The sequence below is a fragment of the Halomonas alkaliantarctica genome (assembly GCF_029854215.1).
Classification (GTDB): Bacteria; Pseudomonadota; Gammaproteobacteria; order Pseudomonadales; family Halomonadaceae; genus Vreelandella; species Vreelandella alkaliantarctica_A.
The window spans coordinates 3,824,829-3,843,959 of sequence record NZ_CP122961.1 but is presented as its reverse complement, the minus strand read 5'-3'; the positions used below and the strand labels follow the sequence as shown (position 1 = coordinate 3,843,959).

20 protein-coding genes and 1 riboswitch are annotated in these 19,131 nt (G+C 55.2%); of the genes, 9 read left to right on the top strand and 11 right to left on the bottom strand.

Annotated features, from left to right (window positions below; genetic code table 11):
* Positions 1-63: 63 nt before the first annotated feature.
* A complete protein-coding gene (locus QEN58_RS17630; RefSeq protein WP_280104898.1) occupies positions 64-399 on the bottom strand; it encodes a hypothetical protein in 336 nt (111 codons plus the stop codon).
* A gap of 185 nt (positions 400-584) precedes the next feature.
* Between QEN58_RS17630 and QEN58_RS17625 the strand changes: the two genes are divergently transcribed.
* The 3 genes from QEN58_RS17625 to QEN58_RS17615 all read left to right on the top strand — a co-directional run bounded on the left by QEN58_RS17625 (position 585) and on the right by QEN58_RS17615 (position 2,804).
* A complete protein-coding gene (locus QEN58_RS17625) occupies positions 585-1,478 on the top strand; it encodes a LysR substrate-binding domain-containing protein (RefSeq protein ID WP_280104897.1) in 894 nt (297 codons plus the stop codon).
* 6 nt (positions 1,479-1,484) lie between these two features.
* Complete coding sequence (locus QEN58_RS17620) at positions 1,485-1,667, top strand: hypothetical protein (protein WP_280104896.1); 183 nt, start codon at positions 1,485-1,487, stop codon at positions 1,665-1,667.
* A gap of 207 nt (positions 1,668-1,874) precedes the next feature.
* Positions 1,875-2,804 (top strand): sensor domain-containing diguanylate cyclase, encoded by a 930-nt coding sequence (locus QEN58_RS17615; RefSeq protein WP_280104895.1) that lies wholly within the window; start codon positions 1,875-1,877, stop codon positions 2,802-2,804.
* On the opposite strand, the gene QEN58_RS17610 is transcribed toward QEN58_RS17615, so the two are convergent.
* Positions 2,801-3,562 (bottom strand): SDR family NAD(P)-dependent oxidoreductase, encoded by a 762-nt coding sequence (locus QEN58_RS17610; protein WP_280104894.1) that lies wholly within the window; start codon positions 3,560-3,562, stop codon positions 2,801-2,803. The genes QEN58_RS17615 and QEN58_RS17610 overlap by 4 nt on opposite strands.
* A gap of 247 nt (positions 3,563-3,809) precedes the next feature.
* On the opposite strand from QEN58_RS17610, the gene QEN58_RS17605 reads away from it, so the two are divergent.
* The gene (locus QEN58_RS17605; protein ID WP_280104893.1) at positions 3,810-5,156 is read left to right on the top strand and encodes an aspartate aminotransferase family protein; all 1,347 of its coding nucleotides are present in this window, start codon (positions 3,810-3,812) and stop codon (positions 5,154-5,156) included.
* A 21-nt stretch (positions 5,157-5,177) separates the two neighbouring features.
* Here QEN58_RS17605 and pdxR read toward each other — a convergent pair whose 3' ends face one another.
* On the bottom strand, positions 5,178-6,680 hold the full coding sequence (pdxR, locus tag QEN58_RS17600; RefSeq protein WP_280104892.1) for a MocR-like pyridoxine biosynthesis transcription factor PdxR: 1,503 nt from the start codon (positions 6,678-6,680) through the stop codon (positions 5,178-5,180).
* Positions 6,681-6,988: 308 nt separating this feature from the next.
* On the opposite strand from pdxR, the gene QEN58_RS17595 reads away from it, so the two are divergent.
* The 4 genes from QEN58_RS17595 (at position 6,989) to QEN58_RS17580 (ending at position 9,889) form a co-directional block, all read left to right on the top strand.
* A complete protein-coding gene (locus QEN58_RS17595; RefSeq protein ID WP_280104891.1) occupies positions 6,989-7,735 on the top strand; it encodes a transporter substrate-binding domain-containing protein in 747 nt (248 codons plus the stop codon).
* A gap of 65 nt (positions 7,736-7,800) precedes the next feature.
* Complete coding sequence (locus QEN58_RS17590) at positions 7,801-8,442, top strand: amino acid ABC transporter permease (RefSeq protein ID WP_071694451.1); 642 nt, start codon at positions 7,801-7,803, stop codon at positions 8,440-8,442.
* 21 nt (positions 8,443-8,463) lie between these two features.
* On the top strand, positions 8,464-9,129 hold the full coding sequence (locus QEN58_RS17585; protein ID WP_280104890.1) for an amino acid ABC transporter permease: 666 nt from the start codon (positions 8,464-8,466) through the stop codon (positions 9,127-9,129).
* The gene (locus QEN58_RS17580) at positions 9,122-9,889 is read left to right on the top strand and encodes an amino acid ABC transporter ATP-binding protein (protein WP_223288457.1); all 768 of its coding nucleotides are present in this window, start codon (positions 9,122-9,124) and stop codon (positions 9,887-9,889) included. The genes QEN58_RS17585 and QEN58_RS17580 overlap by 8 nt, the downstream gene beginning before the upstream one ends.
* Positions 9,890-9,918: 29 nt before the next feature.
* Here the strand turns inward: QEN58_RS17580 and QEN58_RS17575 are convergent, their stop codons facing one another.
* From QEN58_RS17575 to QEN58_RS17545, 7 genes are all read right to left on the bottom strand, one after another.
* Positions 9,919-10,680, bottom strand: coding sequence for a M15 family metallopeptidase (locus tag QEN58_RS17575; protein ID WP_280104889.1), 762 nt, complete (start codon positions 10,678-10,680; stop codon positions 9,919-9,921).
* Between the two features lie 4 nt (positions 10,681-10,684).
* Complete coding sequence (locus QEN58_RS17570) at positions 10,685-11,962, bottom strand: TRAP transporter large permease (RefSeq protein ID WP_280104888.1); 1,278 nt, start codon at positions 11,960-11,962, stop codon at positions 10,685-10,687.
* Positions 11,959-12,474 (bottom strand): TRAP transporter small permease, encoded by a 516-nt coding sequence (locus QEN58_RS17565; RefSeq protein ID WP_280104887.1) that lies wholly within the window; start codon positions 12,472-12,474, stop codon positions 11,959-11,961. Before QEN58_RS17565 ends, QEN58_RS17570 begins: the two co-directional genes overlap by 4 nt.
* Positions 12,475-12,538: 64 nt before the next feature.
* Entirely contained in the window at positions 12,539-13,579 is a 1,041-nt protein-coding gene (gene dctP, locus QEN58_RS17560; protein ID WP_280104886.1) for a TRAP transporter substrate-binding protein DctP, read from the bottom strand.
* A 127-nt stretch (positions 13,580-13,706) separates the two neighbouring features.
* Entirely contained in the window at positions 13,707-14,633 is a 927-nt protein-coding gene (locus QEN58_RS17555) for a LysR family transcriptional regulator (protein ID WP_280104885.1), read from the bottom strand.
* Positions 14,634-14,700: 67 nt separating this feature from the next.
* Positions 14,701-15,963, bottom strand: coding sequence for a D-amino acid dehydrogenase (locus QEN58_RS17550; RefSeq protein WP_280104884.1), 1,263 nt, complete (start codon positions 15,961-15,963; stop codon positions 14,701-14,703).
* Positions 15,964-16,128: 165 nt separating this feature from the next.
* Positions 16,129-16,230: riboswitch (glycine riboswitch) on the bottom strand.
* 74 nt (positions 16,231-16,304) lie between these two features.
* Positions 16,305-17,978: an isovaleryl-CoA dehydrogenase gene (locus QEN58_RS17545; protein WP_280104883.1), complete on the bottom strand. Its 1,674-nt coding sequence runs from the start codon at positions 17,976-17,978 to the stop codon at positions 16,305-16,307.
* A gap of 198 nt (positions 17,979-18,176) precedes the next feature.
* Between QEN58_RS17545 and QEN58_RS17540 the strand changes: the two genes are divergently transcribed.
* Entirely contained in the window at positions 18,177-18,470 is a 294-nt protein-coding gene (locus tag QEN58_RS17540; RefSeq protein ID WP_280104882.1) for a hypothetical protein, read from the top strand.
* A 17-nt stretch (positions 18,471-18,487) separates the two neighbouring features.
* On the opposite strand, the gene QEN58_RS17535 is transcribed toward QEN58_RS17540, so the two are convergent.
* Positions 18,488-19,054, bottom strand: a complete 567-nt coding sequence (locus tag QEN58_RS17535) for a gamma-glutamylcyclotransferase (RefSeq protein ID WP_280104881.1) — start codon at positions 19,052-19,054, stop codon at positions 18,488-18,490.
* Between the last annotated feature and the right edge of the window lie 77 nt (positions 19,055-19,131).

The window sequence follows — 19,131 nt, the reverse complement described above, 5'->3', positions numbered from 1 at the left end:
AAAGCGTTATTAAGGGCTTCATTAAAAGCTTCGAACCTCTCTCGGGTTCGAAGCTTTTTTATTCTAGGCCTGCTGAACTTGCCGCTTTTCCTGCCGGGTTTCTAATGCGTGAATGGCATCGACTTTCAATGGAAGCTGGTTGGCCCAGAGAATATCTTCACGACAATGGCCAATATCCAACAGTACATGGTCATCGTAGGCCAGTAGCGACAGTATATGGCGGCGGAAAAGCCGACGCCGCTGGAAATGCCACCAGCCCATATCAAGCGCACGAATTAGCCTCATCGACGGCATGGCTGGCATATAAAAATGCAGTTGTGGCGGCTTGGGGGGCGGTGCCAATTGGCTCGCTTTTTCCCAGGCATTTTGAGCATGTTGGGTAAGCTCTTCATTCTTCATTGCGCACCTCCATTTTCACAACAGCTGTACAGTCAATGTCGCCAGGGCGCTAACTGGGCAGCTGTGATCTGTGATGAATAAGTGGGAGGGTCGCGACCTCTGGTTATTAGCTTGGCGCTTCGTGTTGGATCAATCAAACGAAAAGAACTACACTGAGTGTTAAGTTTTTCTGAAAGGTGGGCGTGATGAATCAACTATCAACCATCGCTGTCAGCCGGGCTGCCTTACCGCTACTGGATAGCGAGGTGCTGCGCACCTTTGTGACGATTGCGGAGAGCGGCAGTTTCACCCGCGCCGCACAGCAGCTATTTCGCACCCCTTCCGCGCTGAGCATGCAGATCAAACGCCTGGAAGAGACTCTGGGACAGACGCTATTTGTACGCGAAGCACGTTACGTACGCTTGACTGCCGAAGGTGAAGTCCTCCTGGGCTATGGACGGCGACTACTTAAACTCAATGCGGAAGCCGTTACCCAATTTTTAGCCCCCACCATAGAAGGGCGCGTGGGGCTGGGGATAACCGACGACGTGGTTGGGCGTATCCTGCCCACTGTGCTCGCCCAGTTTGCCCGCTCGCATCCAGCGGTGCAGGTCGATGTCGTGGTGGGGCGCAGCAAAGATTTGCTCGCCCAGTTGGATGAAGGGGAGCTGGATTTGGCGCTGGTGATGAGCTTAGAGCCTGGTCAGGCGGCGCGCGGCGATGTCGTCCATAGCGAACCGTTAGTGTGGGCGGGTCGTGAGGATGGTGTTGCCGTTCAGCGAACGCCATTACCGGTGACCTTGGCGCAACAGGGGTGCGCGTGGCGTAGGATAGCGCTCAATGCCCTTAATCATGCCGGGGTTAATTATCGGATCGCTTACTCCTGCGACCACTGCGCCGGCCAGGAGGCTGCCATGCTGGCCGACCTAGCCGTGACGGCTTTTCCGAAAAGCTTGATTCGGCCGCCGCTCAAACGGCTCCACAACGAATCACTTCCGCCACTAGGGGATTATCAAGTGGCGCTGGTGAAGCGTGCAGGCAGTGGTGATGCCAGCGAGGTATTGGCTGAGCGCGTGGTGGAGGCTTTTCGGGAGGGGTGAATTCATATGGAAAGCCAGCCACTAGCCACTACCTTTGCAGGCTTAATTCCGCTGATGGTCGCCACCGGCGGGCTATGGCCACCATTCGTGCAAATCGTTGGTTTTGGACTACCCTTAGCGACGCTGGTGCCGTTTTTCTTAACCCCTGCGCTTTATCGGCTATGGGTATCGAAGCCAGTTGGCTCATGAAACGTGCAGCACGAGATACTTTGCCAGAATATTTTAAGCGGGATAGCCCGCGTTATGTTAACGATCTGTAATTAATATTACTATTTTAGTAATCTATGAGAGGGTTGTGGCGTAATATCTCGTGGTGGCAAAGGTGGGCCTTTCAATATGCCTACTGACGTTTAGCACCATGACCGCACGACTATTTTACAAGGATGAGTAAATAGCATGTATCAGCACTATGGACAGCCAGGGTCGGAACCTGATGAGGAGCGGCCAGGACATGCGGTGGCGATTCTCAGCAAGCAGGCAAGTGTCCCTGGCATTCACATCGTGGACGTCAACACTGACTATCAGCGCTTGTGGGGTGGCAGCCGCGAAGAGTGGTTGGGTGCAGTACCCATCGTGGTTGAGCAAGAGGCGGCCAATCAAAAGATTGTTGCCCAACTGGGCGATGAGATAAATGCCAATGCTAATGGTGGCTTTGAAGGCATCAGTGGCCGTGAGGTTTCCCGCCGTCATGATGGCTCACGGCGGCATATCGAGTGGCGAATCACCGCGATGGGGCCGCGCTATAACAGCGCCACGACGCTAGTGTTAACTCAGTGCGATGTGACCGAGCAAGTGGAAAAAGAGTCCCAGCTTAAGCGGCTTGCCACGACGGATATGTTAACCGGACTGGTTAATAGATCGCAGTTTGATGCGCTACTGAAAAGCGAAGTCAACCGGCAACACCGCTATGCTCGCCCCCTCTCTTTGATCATGCTGGATCTCGATTATTTTAAACAAATCAATGATAGCCACGGCCACGATGTCGGCGACCAAGTGCTGAAATCGATTGCCGGTTTGCTTAAGCGTAACTTGCGCAAAGCGGATTACTGCGCGCGGTGGGGTGGCGAAGAGTTTATGCTATTAGCCCCTGAAACCTCTCTTGAACAGGCTGTGCGGCTTGCTGACAAAATTCGAGGCGCGATCAAGCACACCGACTTTCCTATTCAAGGCAGCGTCACGGCAAGTTTTGGTGTCGTCGAAGTTCATTCGCAAGAATCGGTCAAAAGTGTAATGAAACGAGTGGATAACGCCCTTTATCTAGCCAAAGAGAAAGGACGTGATCGCGTTTCAACGGGTGGCTTATTAACACCGGTGAAGCAGGCTTAAGCCGGGTCGCGATCAATCGCGAACGCTGACCATGCCTGACGAACGGTCATAATTTCCAAGCGATTGATGTTGATATGGGCGGGCAGCGTAGCCAAGTAGTAAAGCTGCTCGGCAATATCTTCCGCTTGTAGTGGCGTCGTACCCCGGTAAAGTGCGTCCGAAGCGGCCTGGTCGCCTTTAGTTCTGACCAGCGTAAACTCGGTTTCCGCCATGCCCGGCGCCAGGTCAGTAACCCGCACGCCAGTACCTAACAGATCGCAGCGCAGGTTATAGCTGAACTGTTGAACAAAGGCTTTCGACGCGCCATACACATGCCCGCCTGGGTATGGCCACTGACCCGCTACCGAGCCGAGATTGAGAATACTCGCGCCTTTACCGGTTTTCAGTAGCAGCGGCAGCGCCGCGTGAGTGACGTTGACCAACCCGGTAATATTGGTGTCGATCATGGTGTGCCAATCCTCCAGCGCCACCTTTTGCGCCGGTTGCGGTGCCAGTGCCAATCCCGCATTGTTGATTAAACACGTGAGCGGCAGAAACTCCTCTGGCAGATTACTAATCGCCGTTGTTACCGCGTCACTGTCGCGGACATCCAGCGCCAGTGTTAGCACGGGCACCTGCTTGGAAAGCTCCTCCTCGAGTGCTTTTAGGCGCTCTACGCGTCGCCCGGTTAATATCAACGACCAGCCCGCTTTGGCAAAGCGCTGGGCAGCCGCTTTGCCAAACCCTGACGTCGCTCCGGTAATAAGTACGCTAGGCATTGCAGTATCTCCATGTTATTCAAGCTATTTAAAGGCAAATAATTAAAGGCGATGGGTGCGTTCTTACATCACTGTAGGCAACGCAGGTTCAAGCCTTTAGAGCCAGTTAGCGTCTGCCATTGTGACATCGCGGTTTTCCACTAAGCCTGTCCCGTTGGCATGTAACGACTGGCCCTACAGCCTAACCGGTTGACTCACTAGGCTGGCAAGCACGCTATTTCTAAACGGGTTAATTAGGGTGCTTGCTATGAATACCAATATTGCCGCTTCACATCCACCCGAAAGCGGTGTGGATAATACTTATGTACACACCCTAGACCGCCAGTATGTGTTCCACTCCTGGGCGCAGCAAGGAAGTTTAGACCCCATGGTGATCGCGGGGGCTGAGGGGTGCCGGGTGTGGGACTACGTAGGGCGCTCGTATCTGGATTTTAGTAGCCAGTTAGTCAATACCAATATCGGTCATCAGCACCCCAAGGTGGTCAGCGCGATTCAAGCCCAGGCCGCGAACCTGTGTACCATTGCCCCCGCCCATGCCAACTTGGCCCGGGGCGAAGCGGCCAAGCGTATTATCGCCAAAGCGCCCGCTGGCTTTAGTAAGGTGTTTTTCACCAATGCAGGGGCTGATGCCAACGAGAACGCTATTCGTATGGCGCGTCTTTATACCGGGCGAAGCAAAATCCTCTCCGGCTACCGCTCCTATCACGGCAATACCGGTTCAGCGATTGCCGCCACCGGCGATTGGCGGCGGGTGCCCAATGAGTATGCCAGTGGCCACGTGCACTTCTTCAACCCTTACCTCTATCGCAGCGAGTTTTGGGCGCGCAATGAAGAGGAGGAGTGTGAGCGGGCGTTGCAACACCTACGCCGGGTGATTGAGTGCGAAGGTGCTAATGCGGTCGCGGCCATTCTGCTGGAAACCATCCCCGGTACTGCTGGCGTGCTGTTACCTCCGAAGGCGTATCTTCAGGGGGTCAGAAAGCTCGCCGATGAGTTTGGCATTGTGCTGATCCTCGATGAAGTCATGGCTGGCTTCGGTCGCACGGGGCGTTGGTTCGCCTTTGAACATTACGACATGACGCCGGACTTAATCGTCTTCGCCAAAGGGGTGAACTCGGGCTATGTGCCCGCCGGGGGCGTGATTATCTCTGAACCCATCTCACGCTATTTCGATGACCACTTTTTTGTCGGCGGTCTGACGTATTCCGGTCACCCGCTGGCAATGGCGGCGATCGTCGCGACCCTGGATGCGATGGAAGCTGAGGGCGTGGTTGAAAATGCTGACGCGGTGGGTAATGGCCCGTTAGCCGCAGGCTTGCAACAGCTTGCCGAGCGATACGCCATCATCGGTGATTGGCGCGGGGTTGGTGTATTTCATGCTTTGGAGCTCGTTAGCGACCCGGTTTACAAAACGCCACTGCCAGGGGCGGAGGTATTGAAACTCAAGCAGCAATTAATGGAAAACGGGCTGCTGGTCTTTACCGTTGAGAACCGCATCCACGTGGTACCGCCGTGTATCGTGACGGCGGCTGAAGTGGAGGAGGGCTTAGCCATCCTGGATCGCGTGTTGAAAAACTATACGGCATCACGCTAGAGGCGTGGTTAAGTGCTCGTTTTAAGTGTCTGTTGTTAAAGTGCTTAGGGCGTTATCGTAGGCGAGACCCAGGCGCTGTATGCCTGGGTCGATACGCTCCCTCTCGATGGCGCCAAACCCTAGCCGGAAAAAGCGCCGCGGCGGGGCGGCATCGAAAAAGTGCTGGAAGCCGGGTTCAATCAGCACACCCCGCTGGGCGGCATGCCAGGCTAGCCGCTGAGTATCAATGCTAGCGTCCGCTTCCATCCAGAAGGCGCTGGAGCGATTGCTGCTGTGGCTGAGGCAGCCGGGCAATGCCTGATCAATGGCAACCCGCATCGCGTCTCGCCGCCGGTCGATCTCCTCCACATGAAGTTTGAGGTAGCGCTCGTAATAGCCTTGAGAAATAAACTGCGCCAGCTGGTGCTGTAACGCGGCGGGTGGGTGTCGGTACATCATGCGGCGCAGCGCTCGCAGCTCGTCGATCACTTCGGCGTCGGCTACTACATATCCCATGCGCAGCCCAGGCGAGAGCGCTTTGGATAAGCTGCCCATGTAGATGATTCGGGCGCTCTGCGCGCTGGCTTTGAGCGCTGGCAGCGCGAACTGGTCGCCATGAATCTCGGCGTCGTAGTCATCCTCAATCACGATTTGGTCGCGATGGGGTAGCTGGGCCAGCAGAGCCTCGCGCCGCTCGCGGCTCATGGTCACTCCGGTGGGCACCTGATGACTGGGCATGACGTACAGGTAGTCACACTGCTGAGACCCCTCAAGACACATGCCTTCCATATCCACGGTTTGGTACTGCAGGCTGGCGCCGCGCTGAGCAAACACATTCATTGCCTCGCGGTAACCGGGGGATTCCAGTGCGACGCGGGTGCCCTGATGGCAGAGCAGTTGCGCGATCAAATAGAGTGCATTTTGCGTCCCCATGGTGATCAGAATCTCTTCTGAGCGAGCAAAAATTCCCCGGCGCGGCAAAATACGTTTGCGCAATTGCTCAATCAGGAGCGGGTCGTCCTGGTCAACACGATCGCGCAGCCAGGGTTTATCGCGTTGCGAACTCAATAAGCGCCGAGAGACATCGCGCCACTGGGCTAACGGAAAAAGCCGCGTATCCAACTGGCCGTAAATAAACGGATAAGCGTATTCCGACCAATTACCGGGTTTGAGGATTCCCTGGTAGTTAGTAGGGCGGTGAGTAATTCGTTTGTGCCAGTTTGGTGCACTTATTGCGCCGTTAGTGGTTTCGCTTAATGCTGTTAGTGATAAATTAAGTGTTGATTGAGGCTCGTTATAATCAGGGTGCAAATAGTAGCCGCTACGGGGACGACTTATTAAATAACCATCCTCGACCAGCTTTTCGTAAACAATGGCCACCGTATTTCTCGAAATCCCCAGCTGTTGCGACAGCTTGCGGCAGGAGGGCAGCGCGTCCTCGCAGGGTAAACTCCCCATACGAATCGCTTCTAACAGCGTTTCGCGCAGTTGTTCTTGCAGGCAGGTGGAAGCATTAGGATCGACCTCAAGACACAGCGTTGTCATGCACTCCTCCCTCTCAAACAAACCCTTTCTTTCTTAAACCTAAGCATCTTTCATGCCAGCTTTATGGTGGCCAACTGTCCTTTCACTTTACGCCAACTGGCTCTAATCGAGAGGAGGATAAAAAAACTAGGGTGAAGTCACTTTCAACTTGTAACCGTTTGGTTAGCGATGATTGTCCACTCTAGGGGTATAAGGCGATGAAAAAAGTAGCTGTTTTAACCACCGCACTAAGTGTTGGTGTCCTTGCTTTAGGCGTCTCATTAGCTGTGTCTGCTGCGGACTTGGAAGAAATAGAGAGCCGTGGATACATGAGCGTGGCCACCGAAGATAACTACGCGCCGTTCAACTTTATGAGTGGTAGCGACCCGGATGGCTTTATCAAAGACATCTTGATTGAGCTGGAAGACTACGCTGACTTTGAAGTCCGCCAGGATATTTTGCCGTGGACAGGGCTTTTGGCGTCGGTTTCATCGGGCCAGTACGACATGGCACTTACCGGTGCGTCGGTGACCGACGAACGCCTGCGGGTGTTTAACTATGCGCCGCCATTTGCCTCTGCCCAACACTTCTACATCAAGCGGGCAGGTGATGACCGTATCAACAGCGTCGAAGATTTAAGCGGTATGACGCTAGGCGTTCAAGCGGGCAGTGCACTGCTATCGCGCCTGCCAGAGCTCGAGGTAATGCTGGAAGAGAGCGGTGGTGAACTGGGCGACGTAATGCAGTATGAGGCCTATCCAGAAATCTACGCTGATCTCGCCAACGGTCGTGTTGATTACGTAATTAACTCCATTGTGCCGGTTAATGACCTGATCCGTGAGCGCCCCGACGTTTTTGAGGCGGGTCAAGCCGTTTCCGGCCCAGGCTTCGTGGCCTGGCCGATGCCTAAAGACAGCCCAGAGCTGCTGACCTATATCACTGATTTTATGAGCCACCTGCGTGATTCTGGCCGCCTAGCCGAGCTGCAGGAAAAGTGGTTTGGCGAGTCCTTTGATGACCTGCCGACAACCCCTATCACCTCAGTGGAAGAGTTCCACGAAATGGCCGGAATGTAAGCCATCACCTTCGCCTGCCGCCCAGCCTGGGCGGCGGTTTTTTTATCGCGAATTAGGGGGTGAGCATGGACAGTAGCGCATGGGGGCTTCTCATCCAGGGCGCCTGGACAACGCTTTGGATATCCGGCATATCCATTGCCATCGGTGTGGTCATGGGGCTGCTGATTGCCTTGCTCAGAGTGGCCAAAATCCCCGTTCTGCATCAACTGCTAGGCGTTTACATCAGCCTGGCAAGGGCGACGCCGCTGGTAACGTTAGTGCTGTTTATCTTCCTAACCGCACCGACCATGGGCATTAATCTCAACCGAAATGTGGCCGGTATTATTGCGCTAACTCTCAATACCACTGCTTTTAACGCCGAAATTTGGCGCTCTGCGTTTAACAACTTTTCCAAAGAGCAGCGTGAAGCGGCCCTGGCCATTGGTATGACGCCGTGGGTCTATTTTCGCCGTATTATGCTGCCGCAAATCACCATCACCAGCCTGCCGGGCTTGGTCAATGAGATGTCATTTCTAATCAAAGGCAGCCCGGCTATCGCGGTCATCGGTGTGGTCGATCTGACCCGCGTGACCAACCGTATCTCGGCGGTGACCTACGACCCTCTGCCGCCGATTTTAGCGGCCGCGGTGCTGTATATGCTGATCATCAGCCTGCTGGTCTGGCTTCAACGCCTGGCTGAGCGCAAAGCCAGTCGATTGGCCGTCTAACCCGGCCATTGGGGAGCCTTTATGAGTAATTGGGACATTCTTTGGTCGTCTTATGAGGTATTTTTAAGTGGCTTTTATAACACCTTAAAGCTATTTGGTTTATCCGCTGTGCTGGCTTTTTTAATGGGTAGCGCCATGGTGTTTTTATTGGAGGGCTCTCGCCCACGGTTAAAGATTCCGCTGCGGATTTTTATCGATGGTATGCGCATGCTGCCATTTTTGATCCTGGCCTACCTGCTGTATTACGGCCTGCCCAGTGCAGGCATCCGCATGAGTGCCTGGACAGCCGGGATTATCGCCCTGGTGATCTATCACGGTGCGTACTTTGCGGAAATTCTGCGCGGCTGCCGCGCTACCTTCGCCCAAGGGCAGGTAGAGGCAGCCATCGCTCAAGGATTTTCGCAGCCCCAAATGTTTATGCGCATTATCTTGCCGCAACTGATTTTGAAAACCCGCGGTTTGCTAGGTAATCAGCTGATTATTCTGCTCAAAGACACTGCCTTTCTGGTGATTATTACCGTGCGCGAACTCACCGCGGCGGCGAGCAGCCTGTCGAGCACTTACTTCATTCCCATGGAAGCGTTCATTGTGGTGATTGGCTTCTACTGGCTGATCAGTATTGGTTTAGAACTGTTTATCAAAATGATTGGCCGTTTTGGCGCCAAGCGAGGATTTGAAAATGCCTGAGACCGCCGCTGTTAGTATTCGTAATCTTTCCAAAAGCTTTGATGGCACCGAAGTGCTGCGGGATGTATCGCTGGAAGTTCAGCCCGGAGAAGTGGTGAGCATTTTGGGTTCATCGGGGTCGGGTAAATCTACCCTGTTACGCTGTATTAACTGGCTTGAGCAACCCGACCGAGGCGACATTCGTATCGACGGCGACCGCATAGGCGTAAGTGATACCGGTAAGCCGATGTCGCGTCGTGAGCTGGCAGGCATGCGTGCGCGCTTGGGCATGGTGTTCCAGGGCTTTAACCTCTGGCCTCATTTAAGCGTGCTGCGCAATGTCACCGAGGCGCCTGTTCATGTTCAGGGGCTAAGCAAAGCCGAGGCTGACGAGCGGGCCATGGCGCTGCTTGAAAAAGTCGGTATGGCCGACAAACGCGAGCAGTACCCCTATACACTCTCTGGTGGTCAGAAACAGCGGGTAGCGATTGCGCGGGCACTCGCCATGCAGCCCAAGGTGATGCTGTTCGATGAGCCCACTTCAGCCCTCGACCCTGAGCTGGTGGGGGAAGTGCTTGGGGTGATCAAAGACCTTTCCAAAGAGGGCTACACTATGGTGCTGGTGACCCACGAAATGGAGTTTGCCCGGGCAGTCTCCGATCAAGTGGTCTTTCTCGATAAAGGCATCATTATTGAAAAATCCCACCCCAGCGAGTTTTTTGAGAACCCTAAAACCGACCGGGTACGGCGCTTTCTGGAACTTGAAGCGCCAGCGGTGTGAACTCACTGAGTCTGGCGCTGGTTTGAGCATTACCCCAACTGTCGGCGCCAGCGGTTCTCAATGGTATCCAGCTCTGCCGGGCCGTACTGGGCATGATCATGCGGTCCGTAGTGGGCCCATAATTGATCGCCGTAATCGAAGTGCCACCACTCGCTAGGCAGGTTGGTGAAGCCTTGCTGGTGCAGGGTGTGATACAGCAAGCGGCGGTGATCCCGCGCCTTATGTTGCTGCGGGGTAAGCATTTCCAGCGTTTCAAAATAGTCGCTATGGGAGGCTGGAAGCGCCTCGTCAAACAGGGTGCCCATATCCAGCGGCAGGCCATCGGCATCACAGAGTGTGACATCGACGGCACCACCGGTGAGGTGCGGGCTGGGGGCTAAAGGGTCGCGGCTGGGTACCGAGACAAACTCCCGTGTGCGCTCCAATAGGTCCGCCTCGCTGAGATCTGGATGGTGATGGTGGATAGCTTCATGCAGGGTATCAAACAAGTACTGCTGTACCCGCCATGGCCGCCAGCCATCCAGTACGATCAACCCGATGCCCTCGGGTAAGCTTCGTGCGGCCGCGAGTAGCGCCCGATAAACCCCCTCACGAACGAAACACTCCGGTACTGCACCTGGAATGCCCAGCCGAGCATAGGCGGGGAACACGCTGACCGGTGCCGGGGCGAGGCTCATCGGTACCAGAGGCTCGCCGTTATCTTTAATAGGGGCACGGCGCAGCTCTTCCCAGCGTGGGGATGGGTGGCTGGGTATAGGCGGCAAGGCCTTCAATAGCGTGTTCAAAGGCATTGTCTTATCCAAGCAAGGTAGGTAACCACAGCGTCAGCGGTGGAAAAAGAATGAGTAGAATAAGCACCGCAATGGCCGTCAGTACAAAGGGCCAAATGGTTCTAAATAGCGACACTATCTCTAGGCGACTGACCGCGGCGGCCACGAACACACAGGCGCCCAGCGGCGGTGTGATTAAGGCAATGGTAATGTTTAGCGTGATAATGACGCCCAGATGGATGGGGTCGATACCTGCCATCATCGCCACTGGCGCAAAGATAGGCGTCAGTAGCATCAACGCCGACACCTCTTCCATAAACATGCCCGTTATAAAAGTGATGGCACTCAGTAGCAGTAGGATTAAGACGGCGTTATCTATGTAAGGTGTTAAAAGCGAGACAAATTGCGTAGGCACTTGCGCATAGGAGAGCAGCCAGCTAATCGTCGCCGAGGCCGCCATGATGAGAAAAATCGCCGAAGTTAAGCGTGCCGTATCGAGGATGGCTTGCCAGCACTGTTTAAAGCGCAACCCTCCCAGCACAAACCCGCATAGGGCCACATACAGCGCTGTCAACGCGCCTGATTCTGTAGGCGTAACGAAGCCCAGCACGATGCCAGCAACAATAATAAAGGGAGCGATAAGCGCGGGCAGAGCGGCCGCGAAGGCTATGCCAAGTTGGCCGATTGAGGGCAGCTTTCCGCTTTTGGGTAATCGGTGGCGCCATGCATACCAGGCGTTCATGCCCATAAAGGCAACACCCAGCATCAGACCCGGTATGACGCCCGCCAGAAATAGATCACCGACTGAGGTGTTGGTCAGTGAAGCGTAGAGGATCATAAAGATACTGGGAGGAATAATCGGGCCGATCAGCGAGCTCCCAGCTGTTAAACCAGCGGCAAAGGCTCGTGAGTAGCCCTCCTTCTCCATAGCAGGTACTAACAGCGACCCCAGTGCCGAGGTGTCGGCCACCGCCGAGCCATTGACGCCAGCAAAGAAAACGCTCGATACCACGTTAACGTGGCCCATACCGCCCCGCAAGTGTCCCACTATCAGGCGGGCAAACCCCATCAAGCGCTCGGTTAAGCCACTGACGTTCATCAGGTTGCCTGCAAAGATGAACAGTGGAATCGCCATCAGAGAGAACACGTTGATACCGCTAAAGAATTGCTGGGGCAGCATACGTGGAATCATGGAGGGGTCGACAAACAGAAAGCCCACTATCGCCGTGGTCAGAAGCGCGATGAAAAGAGGCAACCCAAGCAAAACGTGGCCGAGGAAAACCGCCAGCATGGTCGCAATCATAGGGAGTCCTCAACGGTTTTACATGGAACGTCCTCTACGGTCTTGAGTGGCGTGGGTCCATAGAGAAGCGCATGCCAAGCCAGTAGCAGAAAGCCAACGGGTAGTGAGAGGAGGGGCACCGTACGGCTAATGCTAAGCCCAGACGTGGTAAACATGCTGACCGAGAGCGCATAACGATAGCTGACCCATGCACCCCCCGCTGCAATCAGTAGGGTAAGTAGCCATTGGTAAACGTTCAGCAAACGAGCGAAGGGCGTTGGCAGCAACTTTTCCAATAGACCAACACGCATGTGGCCCCCTTCCGACCAGACGGCGCCAGCCGCGAGCATCACGGTGGCGATGATCAAAAATCGCGATAGCTCATCTGTCCAAATAGGGGCGCCACCGGCGATGTAGCGGGCAAACACTCCAAACAGAATGGCCGCAACATTGAGGCATAGCAGCGCGCCCGCTAGGGTTAGGGACACCGGACGGCTGATCGCCAAAAGACGGGATCGAAGCGTATTAAACATGGCAGCCTTTCATAAAGCACAGGAAATGGGGCCGGCAAGGTTCCAGCCCCTATTGTGAAAACCGTTAGTCGAGCAGTTCGCTCATGCCTGCATCTTCCAGCGCCATATCGATCCAGCGTTGCTCGATACCCCGTTCTCCTAGCCAATCAAGATAGGCGGGCTGGCCAATCTCACGGAAAGCACTGAGCTCCTCTTCAGAGGGACGAATCACTTCCATTCCTTGCTCTTCCAGATAGGAGATACGTGCTTCAACCTGGTCCTCGTTGTGCTCGCGAGCATTGTGATTAGCTTCGGCGACGGCCTCCATAAAGGCGCTGCGAAGCTCATCGTCCCAGCCTGCGATCATGTCGCTATTGCCGACCAGGAACTGGTCGGAGTACTGGATATTGGCTAAGGTCAGGTAGTCCTGAACTTCGTAAAGGCTACCCAGGATAATATACATCGGCGGGTTCATCTGGCCGTCCGCTACCCCTGTACGCAGCGCCATGTAGGTCTCTGTCCAGGGAATGGGAGTGCCGGAGGCACCGAAGGATTCATAGAGGGCTACCTGGCTGGGATCCATGGCGCGGAAGCGTAACCCTTCGAAGTCGTCAGGGTGGCTGATAGGCCTTTCGTTGTTAGTGAATGCCAGGAAGCCCCCCTCTTCGACGACCGCCAGCATATCGATACCGGCACGTTCCTGCAGAGCATTGCTGACTGCCTGCCAATACTCCCCTTCATCGAAGAAGCTACGCGCCGCCGCAAAGTCGTCGAACAGAAACGGAATAGCGCTGACGAATATCTCATCAACAAGAGGCGAGACACCCGCGAATGACGCCACGTTAAGCATCGGCGTATTCATGGTTTGCTCCATGCGCTCCTGCTCTTCGCCCAGCATGCTATTGGGGTAGAGCTGTAGCTGGATCTCACCGTCAGTTTTTTCGTCTACCAACGTTTTAAGATTCTCTGCAAAGACGTGGACAGCATTCTTTTCCGGGTCAGGGGCGCCGTTGTAGCTTAAATTAATCGTGGTTGCCGCAAAGGTGTTTCCTGCCATAAAAGCAGAGCCAATCAGGCACGCTGAAATGAGGCGTTGGAGTGAAAAGTGCATCGGTTGAGTCAACATAGTCAGTCTCCTGGTTTATTGTCGTGAGCTATGGGGCGCTATGGGCGGGTTGTTGGATTTATTAAGGAGTCCCTACTCAAAGATTAGGTATTGATGTGTTGACTATGCAATACCCAAGCTGTGGCTTTTATTGCAACAGTCGTGGCGCATCGGCCGAGAAAAAGCGCATGCCTTTGTGCAAATGATCGATGCACGTGGTTGAGGCGACTGGGAGTTGCTGTCCTTTCAGGCTAACAATTTGTGCCCGCGTGCCGTTCATCACCGGGTACTGCATCGGCAGGGTGAAGATCTCGCCGCGCTCAATCTCATCCGCCACGGTGAGCTCTGGCATAAACGTAATGCCGATGCCTGAACGCACGAAATTCTTTAACACCGAAACAGAGTTGGTATGCAGGCGTGCTTCAAGATGAATGCGCTCCTGATGAGCCACCATATTGACCATTTGCCGCATACCAAAAGGATTATCCATTAACGCCAGGGGCCAATCCTTTAAGTCATACAGCGACACGGGACGATCCAGCTTAATTAATGGGTGATTGGGGGGCACGATAACATCGAGCGGCTGGCGCGTTTCTACATGGCAGAAAAGTTGCGGGTCTACCGGCGGTGCATAAAGTAGCGCTATATCCACTTCACGATCTTTGAGTAACGACATCGCTTCATTGACACCCGCCATGCGGATTTCGACATTGATACCTGTAAACGCTGACATAAAAGTACCTAACGGTGCGGTGATCAGGTCAGCAATAAAACCTTCTCCCACGGCAATGCGAACTTCCCCTTTCGCAAGGCTCTGAAGTGCCATTAGCTGGGATAGCACCGCCTCTTCTGAAGCCCGCTGGGCATGGAAATGATGCACCAGTAGCTGGCCCGCTGCGGTTGCGCGCATCCCCCTACCGTGCCGCTCGCATAGCTGGGTATCCAGCTCTTCTTCTAGCGCTTTTAATTGGCGGCTAACGGCAGAAGCATCGATATTCAGATGGGCCGCGGCGCGCCTGAGCGAGCCACGGCGAATCACTTCATTGAGGTAGGTTAATGCACGCTGGTTAAGCATAAAACACGCCTGTGGTGGAGTGTTTTATATCTTACCGGAAGCCTGCCCTCACATGTCATGGTTAGGGCTAGGTTAGCGGTTGGTTGGCTGGTTGGGTGCGGGCGTTTTTATCCTCCACCGAATCCGCCAACATATCGGCGGTAATCGCGGAGAGCGTCCAGCCGAGGTGGCCGTGACCGGTATTATAGAAAACCGTGGGTAATTTACCGCGACCGACTTTGGGTAGCATATTGGGGAGCATCGGGCGCAGGCCCGCCCAGGGCACCACGCGGCGGGTGCTGACGCTGGGGAAGCACTCTTCGACCCAGCGAATCAACGGGCGGATGCGGTTGTCGCGGATATCGCGGTTAAAGCCGTTAAATTCGGCGGTGCCAGCGATCCGGAAACGGTCATCGCCCAGACGGCTGGTCACCAGTTTGGTTTCATCATCGAGCAGGCTGACGGTAGGGGCAGCCTGTTGAGAGGCGGCGTCATCGAGCTGCACGGTAATCGAATAGCCTTTGACCGGGTAGATATTGACCCGGTCGCCTAGCTTGGCGGCCAGGGCGCGGCTGCCTACGCCTGCGCATACCACCACGCTATCAAAGGTTTCGCGCACTGGTTCACCGTCAGCCTCGCCTTCAAGCGTGGCAGTAATCCAGGCGTGCTGTTGATCGGCGCCGACATCCTGCACGCTGTGGCCATATTTCAGCGTTACGCCGCGCCGCTCGGCGGCTTGTGCCAGGCCGTGGGTAAACTTATGAATATCGCCTGTGGCGTCGCTTTCGGTAAAGAAACCGCCGTAGTAGTTGCCCGCCAGGGTGGGTTCGATGGTGCGCATCTCGTCGGGGGTGACCGCCCGCCGCTCCAGGCCGCCTTTGCTGAGCAGTTGAGACACCTTGGCGGCGTGGTCATAGCCCGCTTTGTCGCGGTAAATATGCAAAATGCCTTTCTGCTTTAAATCAAAATCGATCTGCTCGTCTTTTGCCCACTGAAACAGGTGCTCGCGCGCCGCAATGGCTAGTCGCGCTGTTTCGGTGGTATTAGCAGAGTAGCGGGGGATGGAGGCGATAAATTCGCTAAACCAACTGAGCTTGTGCCAGCTTGGGCGGGGATTAACCAGTAGCGGGGCGTCGTTTCTAAGCATCCAGCGTAGGCCCTTGATCACGGTCGGCCAGTGGTTCCACACTTCCGCATTTGACGCAGAGAGCTGACCACCGTTGGCAAAGGATGTCTCCATCGCCGCATAGCGATGCTTTTCAAACACGGTGACATCATAACCACGTTTGGCCAGGGCGTAGGCGCTGGTAATGCCGGTGATACCACCACCGATAACGGCAATGCGTTGCATAACTCTCTCCAGATTGTATGAGCGTCGGGGTTCCCGCCTAACGGCGTAGCTGCTGCTGGGCGTACCCCTTCCGTCATGGAACCTGAGAGATTCACGCATCCGCTGGGTGCGCTTGCTCCTTCGGTGGGCTGAGTGACGCAGTCATCAGCCGCTCTTCGGAAAGTGATGGTGATAGCGGTCCGGTTGCCTGAGAGTTTCCGGGGCTGTTGCTCCTTCGGCGCTGGCGTCATCATTTGTTGATGCGCCAAGCTCTCCCGCTATCACGTTGCTGCTTATTGTTTTACAGGATTAGTTCTAACGCGATCAGTTTTAGCATGAAAGTCGACCATGGTCGTGAACGCTTATTCCACGGGCTGAGCACGCTCGATGATTGCCGCGCAATCCAGCCCGGTGGGCAGCGTACCTATATTGAGGCCACAGCGGTCGGTAAGCCGACCTGCGCAGAACGCATCGGCCACATAAGCAGGGGCGTGTTGGACCAGCAGGGCGCCCTGTAACGCCAGGGCCATGCCGTCCGCCAACTGGCGGGCGCGGTATTGGAGCGTTTGACTATCTTGCATCTGCCGCTTTAATTGGTGGATAAAGCGATCAAGATGCCCATTGGCACCTTGCGCTTTGGCAAGCTCGGCGAAGTAGGCATCGAGCACTTCGGGCTGTTTTTCAATCGCGCGCAGTATATCCAAACACTGAACGTTTCCGCTGCCTTCCCAAATGGCGTTGATGGGCGACTCGCGGAACAGGCGCGCCATTATGTGGGTTTCCATGACGCCGCTGCCGCCAATCACCTCCATTGCCTCGTAAGCATGGTGGGGTGTGCGCTTGCAGATCCAGTACTTGCCGACAGGGGTGGCGATTCGCGACAGTAGGCGCTCATGCTCGTTGTCCTGATGATCCATGGCCCGGGCCATGCGCAGCATTAAGGTAGTGGCGGCTTCGCTCTCAATGGCCAAATCAGCTAGCACATTTTGCATCAGCGGCTGCTTGCTCAGGCGCGCCCCAAAGGCATGCCGATGCGAGGCGTGGTGAATCGCCTGGGCGGTGGCTTGGCGCATTCCGGCAGCTGAACCAATCATGCAGTCGTAGCGGGTCATGGCGACCATCTCAATAATGGTGCGAACGCCGCGGCCTTCATCGCCCACCATCCAGGCAAAGGCGCCCCGTAGCTCCGTCTCGCTGGAGGCATTCGATACGTTGCCCATTTTACGTTTTAGCTGCTGTATATGAAGCGGGTTCTTACTACCGTCGGGCCGCCAGCGCGGCAGCAAGAAGCAGCTTAATCCGCCCGGTGCCTGGGCAAGTACCAGAAAGGCATCGCACATGGGCGCCGAGACAAACCATTTATGCCCCACCAGCTCAAAAGTTTCACCCGGCCCGCTTTGATCAATCGGGTAGGCGCGGGTGGTGTTCAAACGCACATCGGAGCCACCCTGCTTTTCGGTCATTGCCATGCCGAGAGTGAGGCCCTGTTTCTCATAATAAGGGACGTTGCGCGGGTCGTAATGCGGGGCGGTGACTTTATCGCCCCACTCTACGAGCAAGCTGGGCTGGTGGCGAAGCGCGGGCAGGGCGGCAAAGGTCATGGTAATCGGGCAGCCATGGCCCGCTTCTACCTGGGCCTGTAAAAAATAGCGGGCGGCACGGCTAACATGCGCACCCGGCTGAGGTTTTCTCCAGGGGCTGGCATGCAAGCCGTGCTCTATCGCCGTTTGCATAAGTTGATGATAGGCGGGATGAAACTCGATCAAATCGACCCGATGGCCTTGCCGGTCGTGGGTCGCTAACTGGGGTGAGTAACGGTTGGCCTCAACCCCCAAGGCAATCGCCTCGGCGGAACCCGCCCACTGACCAAATGTCTTGAACGGGGCGTCGTCGTCAGAGCCGCCTTCACGTTTAACACCTTCCTGAAGCGCGCGATCAGCTGTGTAGCTATTATAGTTTTCAAGCGGTGGCGGCTGGTTTTCCACTTGATGGGTGTTAGCTTGAAGTTGATCGGCAAGGGGATAGTGGTGGGTCATGGCAAGAACCTGGCGCGTAGCGACGTTAATGGTGTTTATTTATGGCTCTTATATTTTGTAACGCTTATGAGAGAGTAGTTGCTTGGCGTGAAAGGTGCGAAAAAGTGAGGGAGAGAGAAAGAGAATGTCTCCTGCTTTGCTCAGTCAGCGTATTTAACCGACAATGCCGCTTATCCTTCTCATTCTTGGGTACTATCGATGCAGCCAAACGGCTTTTTTGACGAAATCGGCGAAACGATCGGCGAAGCCATCCGCGTGGTGGTGGAGTTTCTGTTAGGCATTTTTACCAACTTCTTTGGGGCTTTCGGCGATTTTATTGACGGCCTGACTAGGTCGTTAGGGATCAATGACTCGTTTTTCAGCATTGCCGTCTTAGTGATCGGTCTGTTGATCCTGTGGGGCGGTTTGCGCGCATTCTTGCGCGGCTCTTTGGTCGGCGGTATTTTGCGCACGATATTGGGGCTGTTTATTCTTTCGTGGTTGATGATGTAAACGCCGGGCGCGCATAGCTACGCTAACTGTCTTTCAAGTTCGAAAATATGCGCATCCTCCGCGCCCAATTCGCGTAGCGCCTTGGCCAAGTTGACTAGGTACTCGCGATTGGGGCCGCTGGGGCCATGGGCATTGGCAATTTGCTGGGCGATCTCGTCAATCGGTGCATCGCCCAAAAAGGCCGGGTTGTCATCGCTGGCCAGATAAATAAGTCCTTCGCTCTGTTCGGTTTCGTCGCCCTTCTCGTCCATAAACGTCAGCGGTACTTTTTCCCGCAAGTAACCGTTCTTCTCCCGCACATCCAATGGTGCGAGCACTTCCGGGACAATGCGGTAGGCCATGCCGTGGCAAATCGAGCCTTCGGCGCGGATCAGCGTTGCCAACCGCCCAGGCGCTTCAGGCGTGCCGCGGTGGTCATGGGAGCCCTGCCAAAATCGCCGCTCCCAGCCGTGTATATAGGCCGGACGGCGCTCCAGGTAGGCAAAGTCAGCCTTCCAAATCAGCGAGCCGTAGCCAAATAGCCATATAGCCGCATGGCCTTCGAAGAAGTTTCTTTGCTGGTTAAGTGCAGTGGTATCAAGCATCGTTATCAAGCAACATATCGTCATCAAATAGCATCGTGGGCGACACCCTTGGTAAAGCAGCCATCTTACCATGTCAC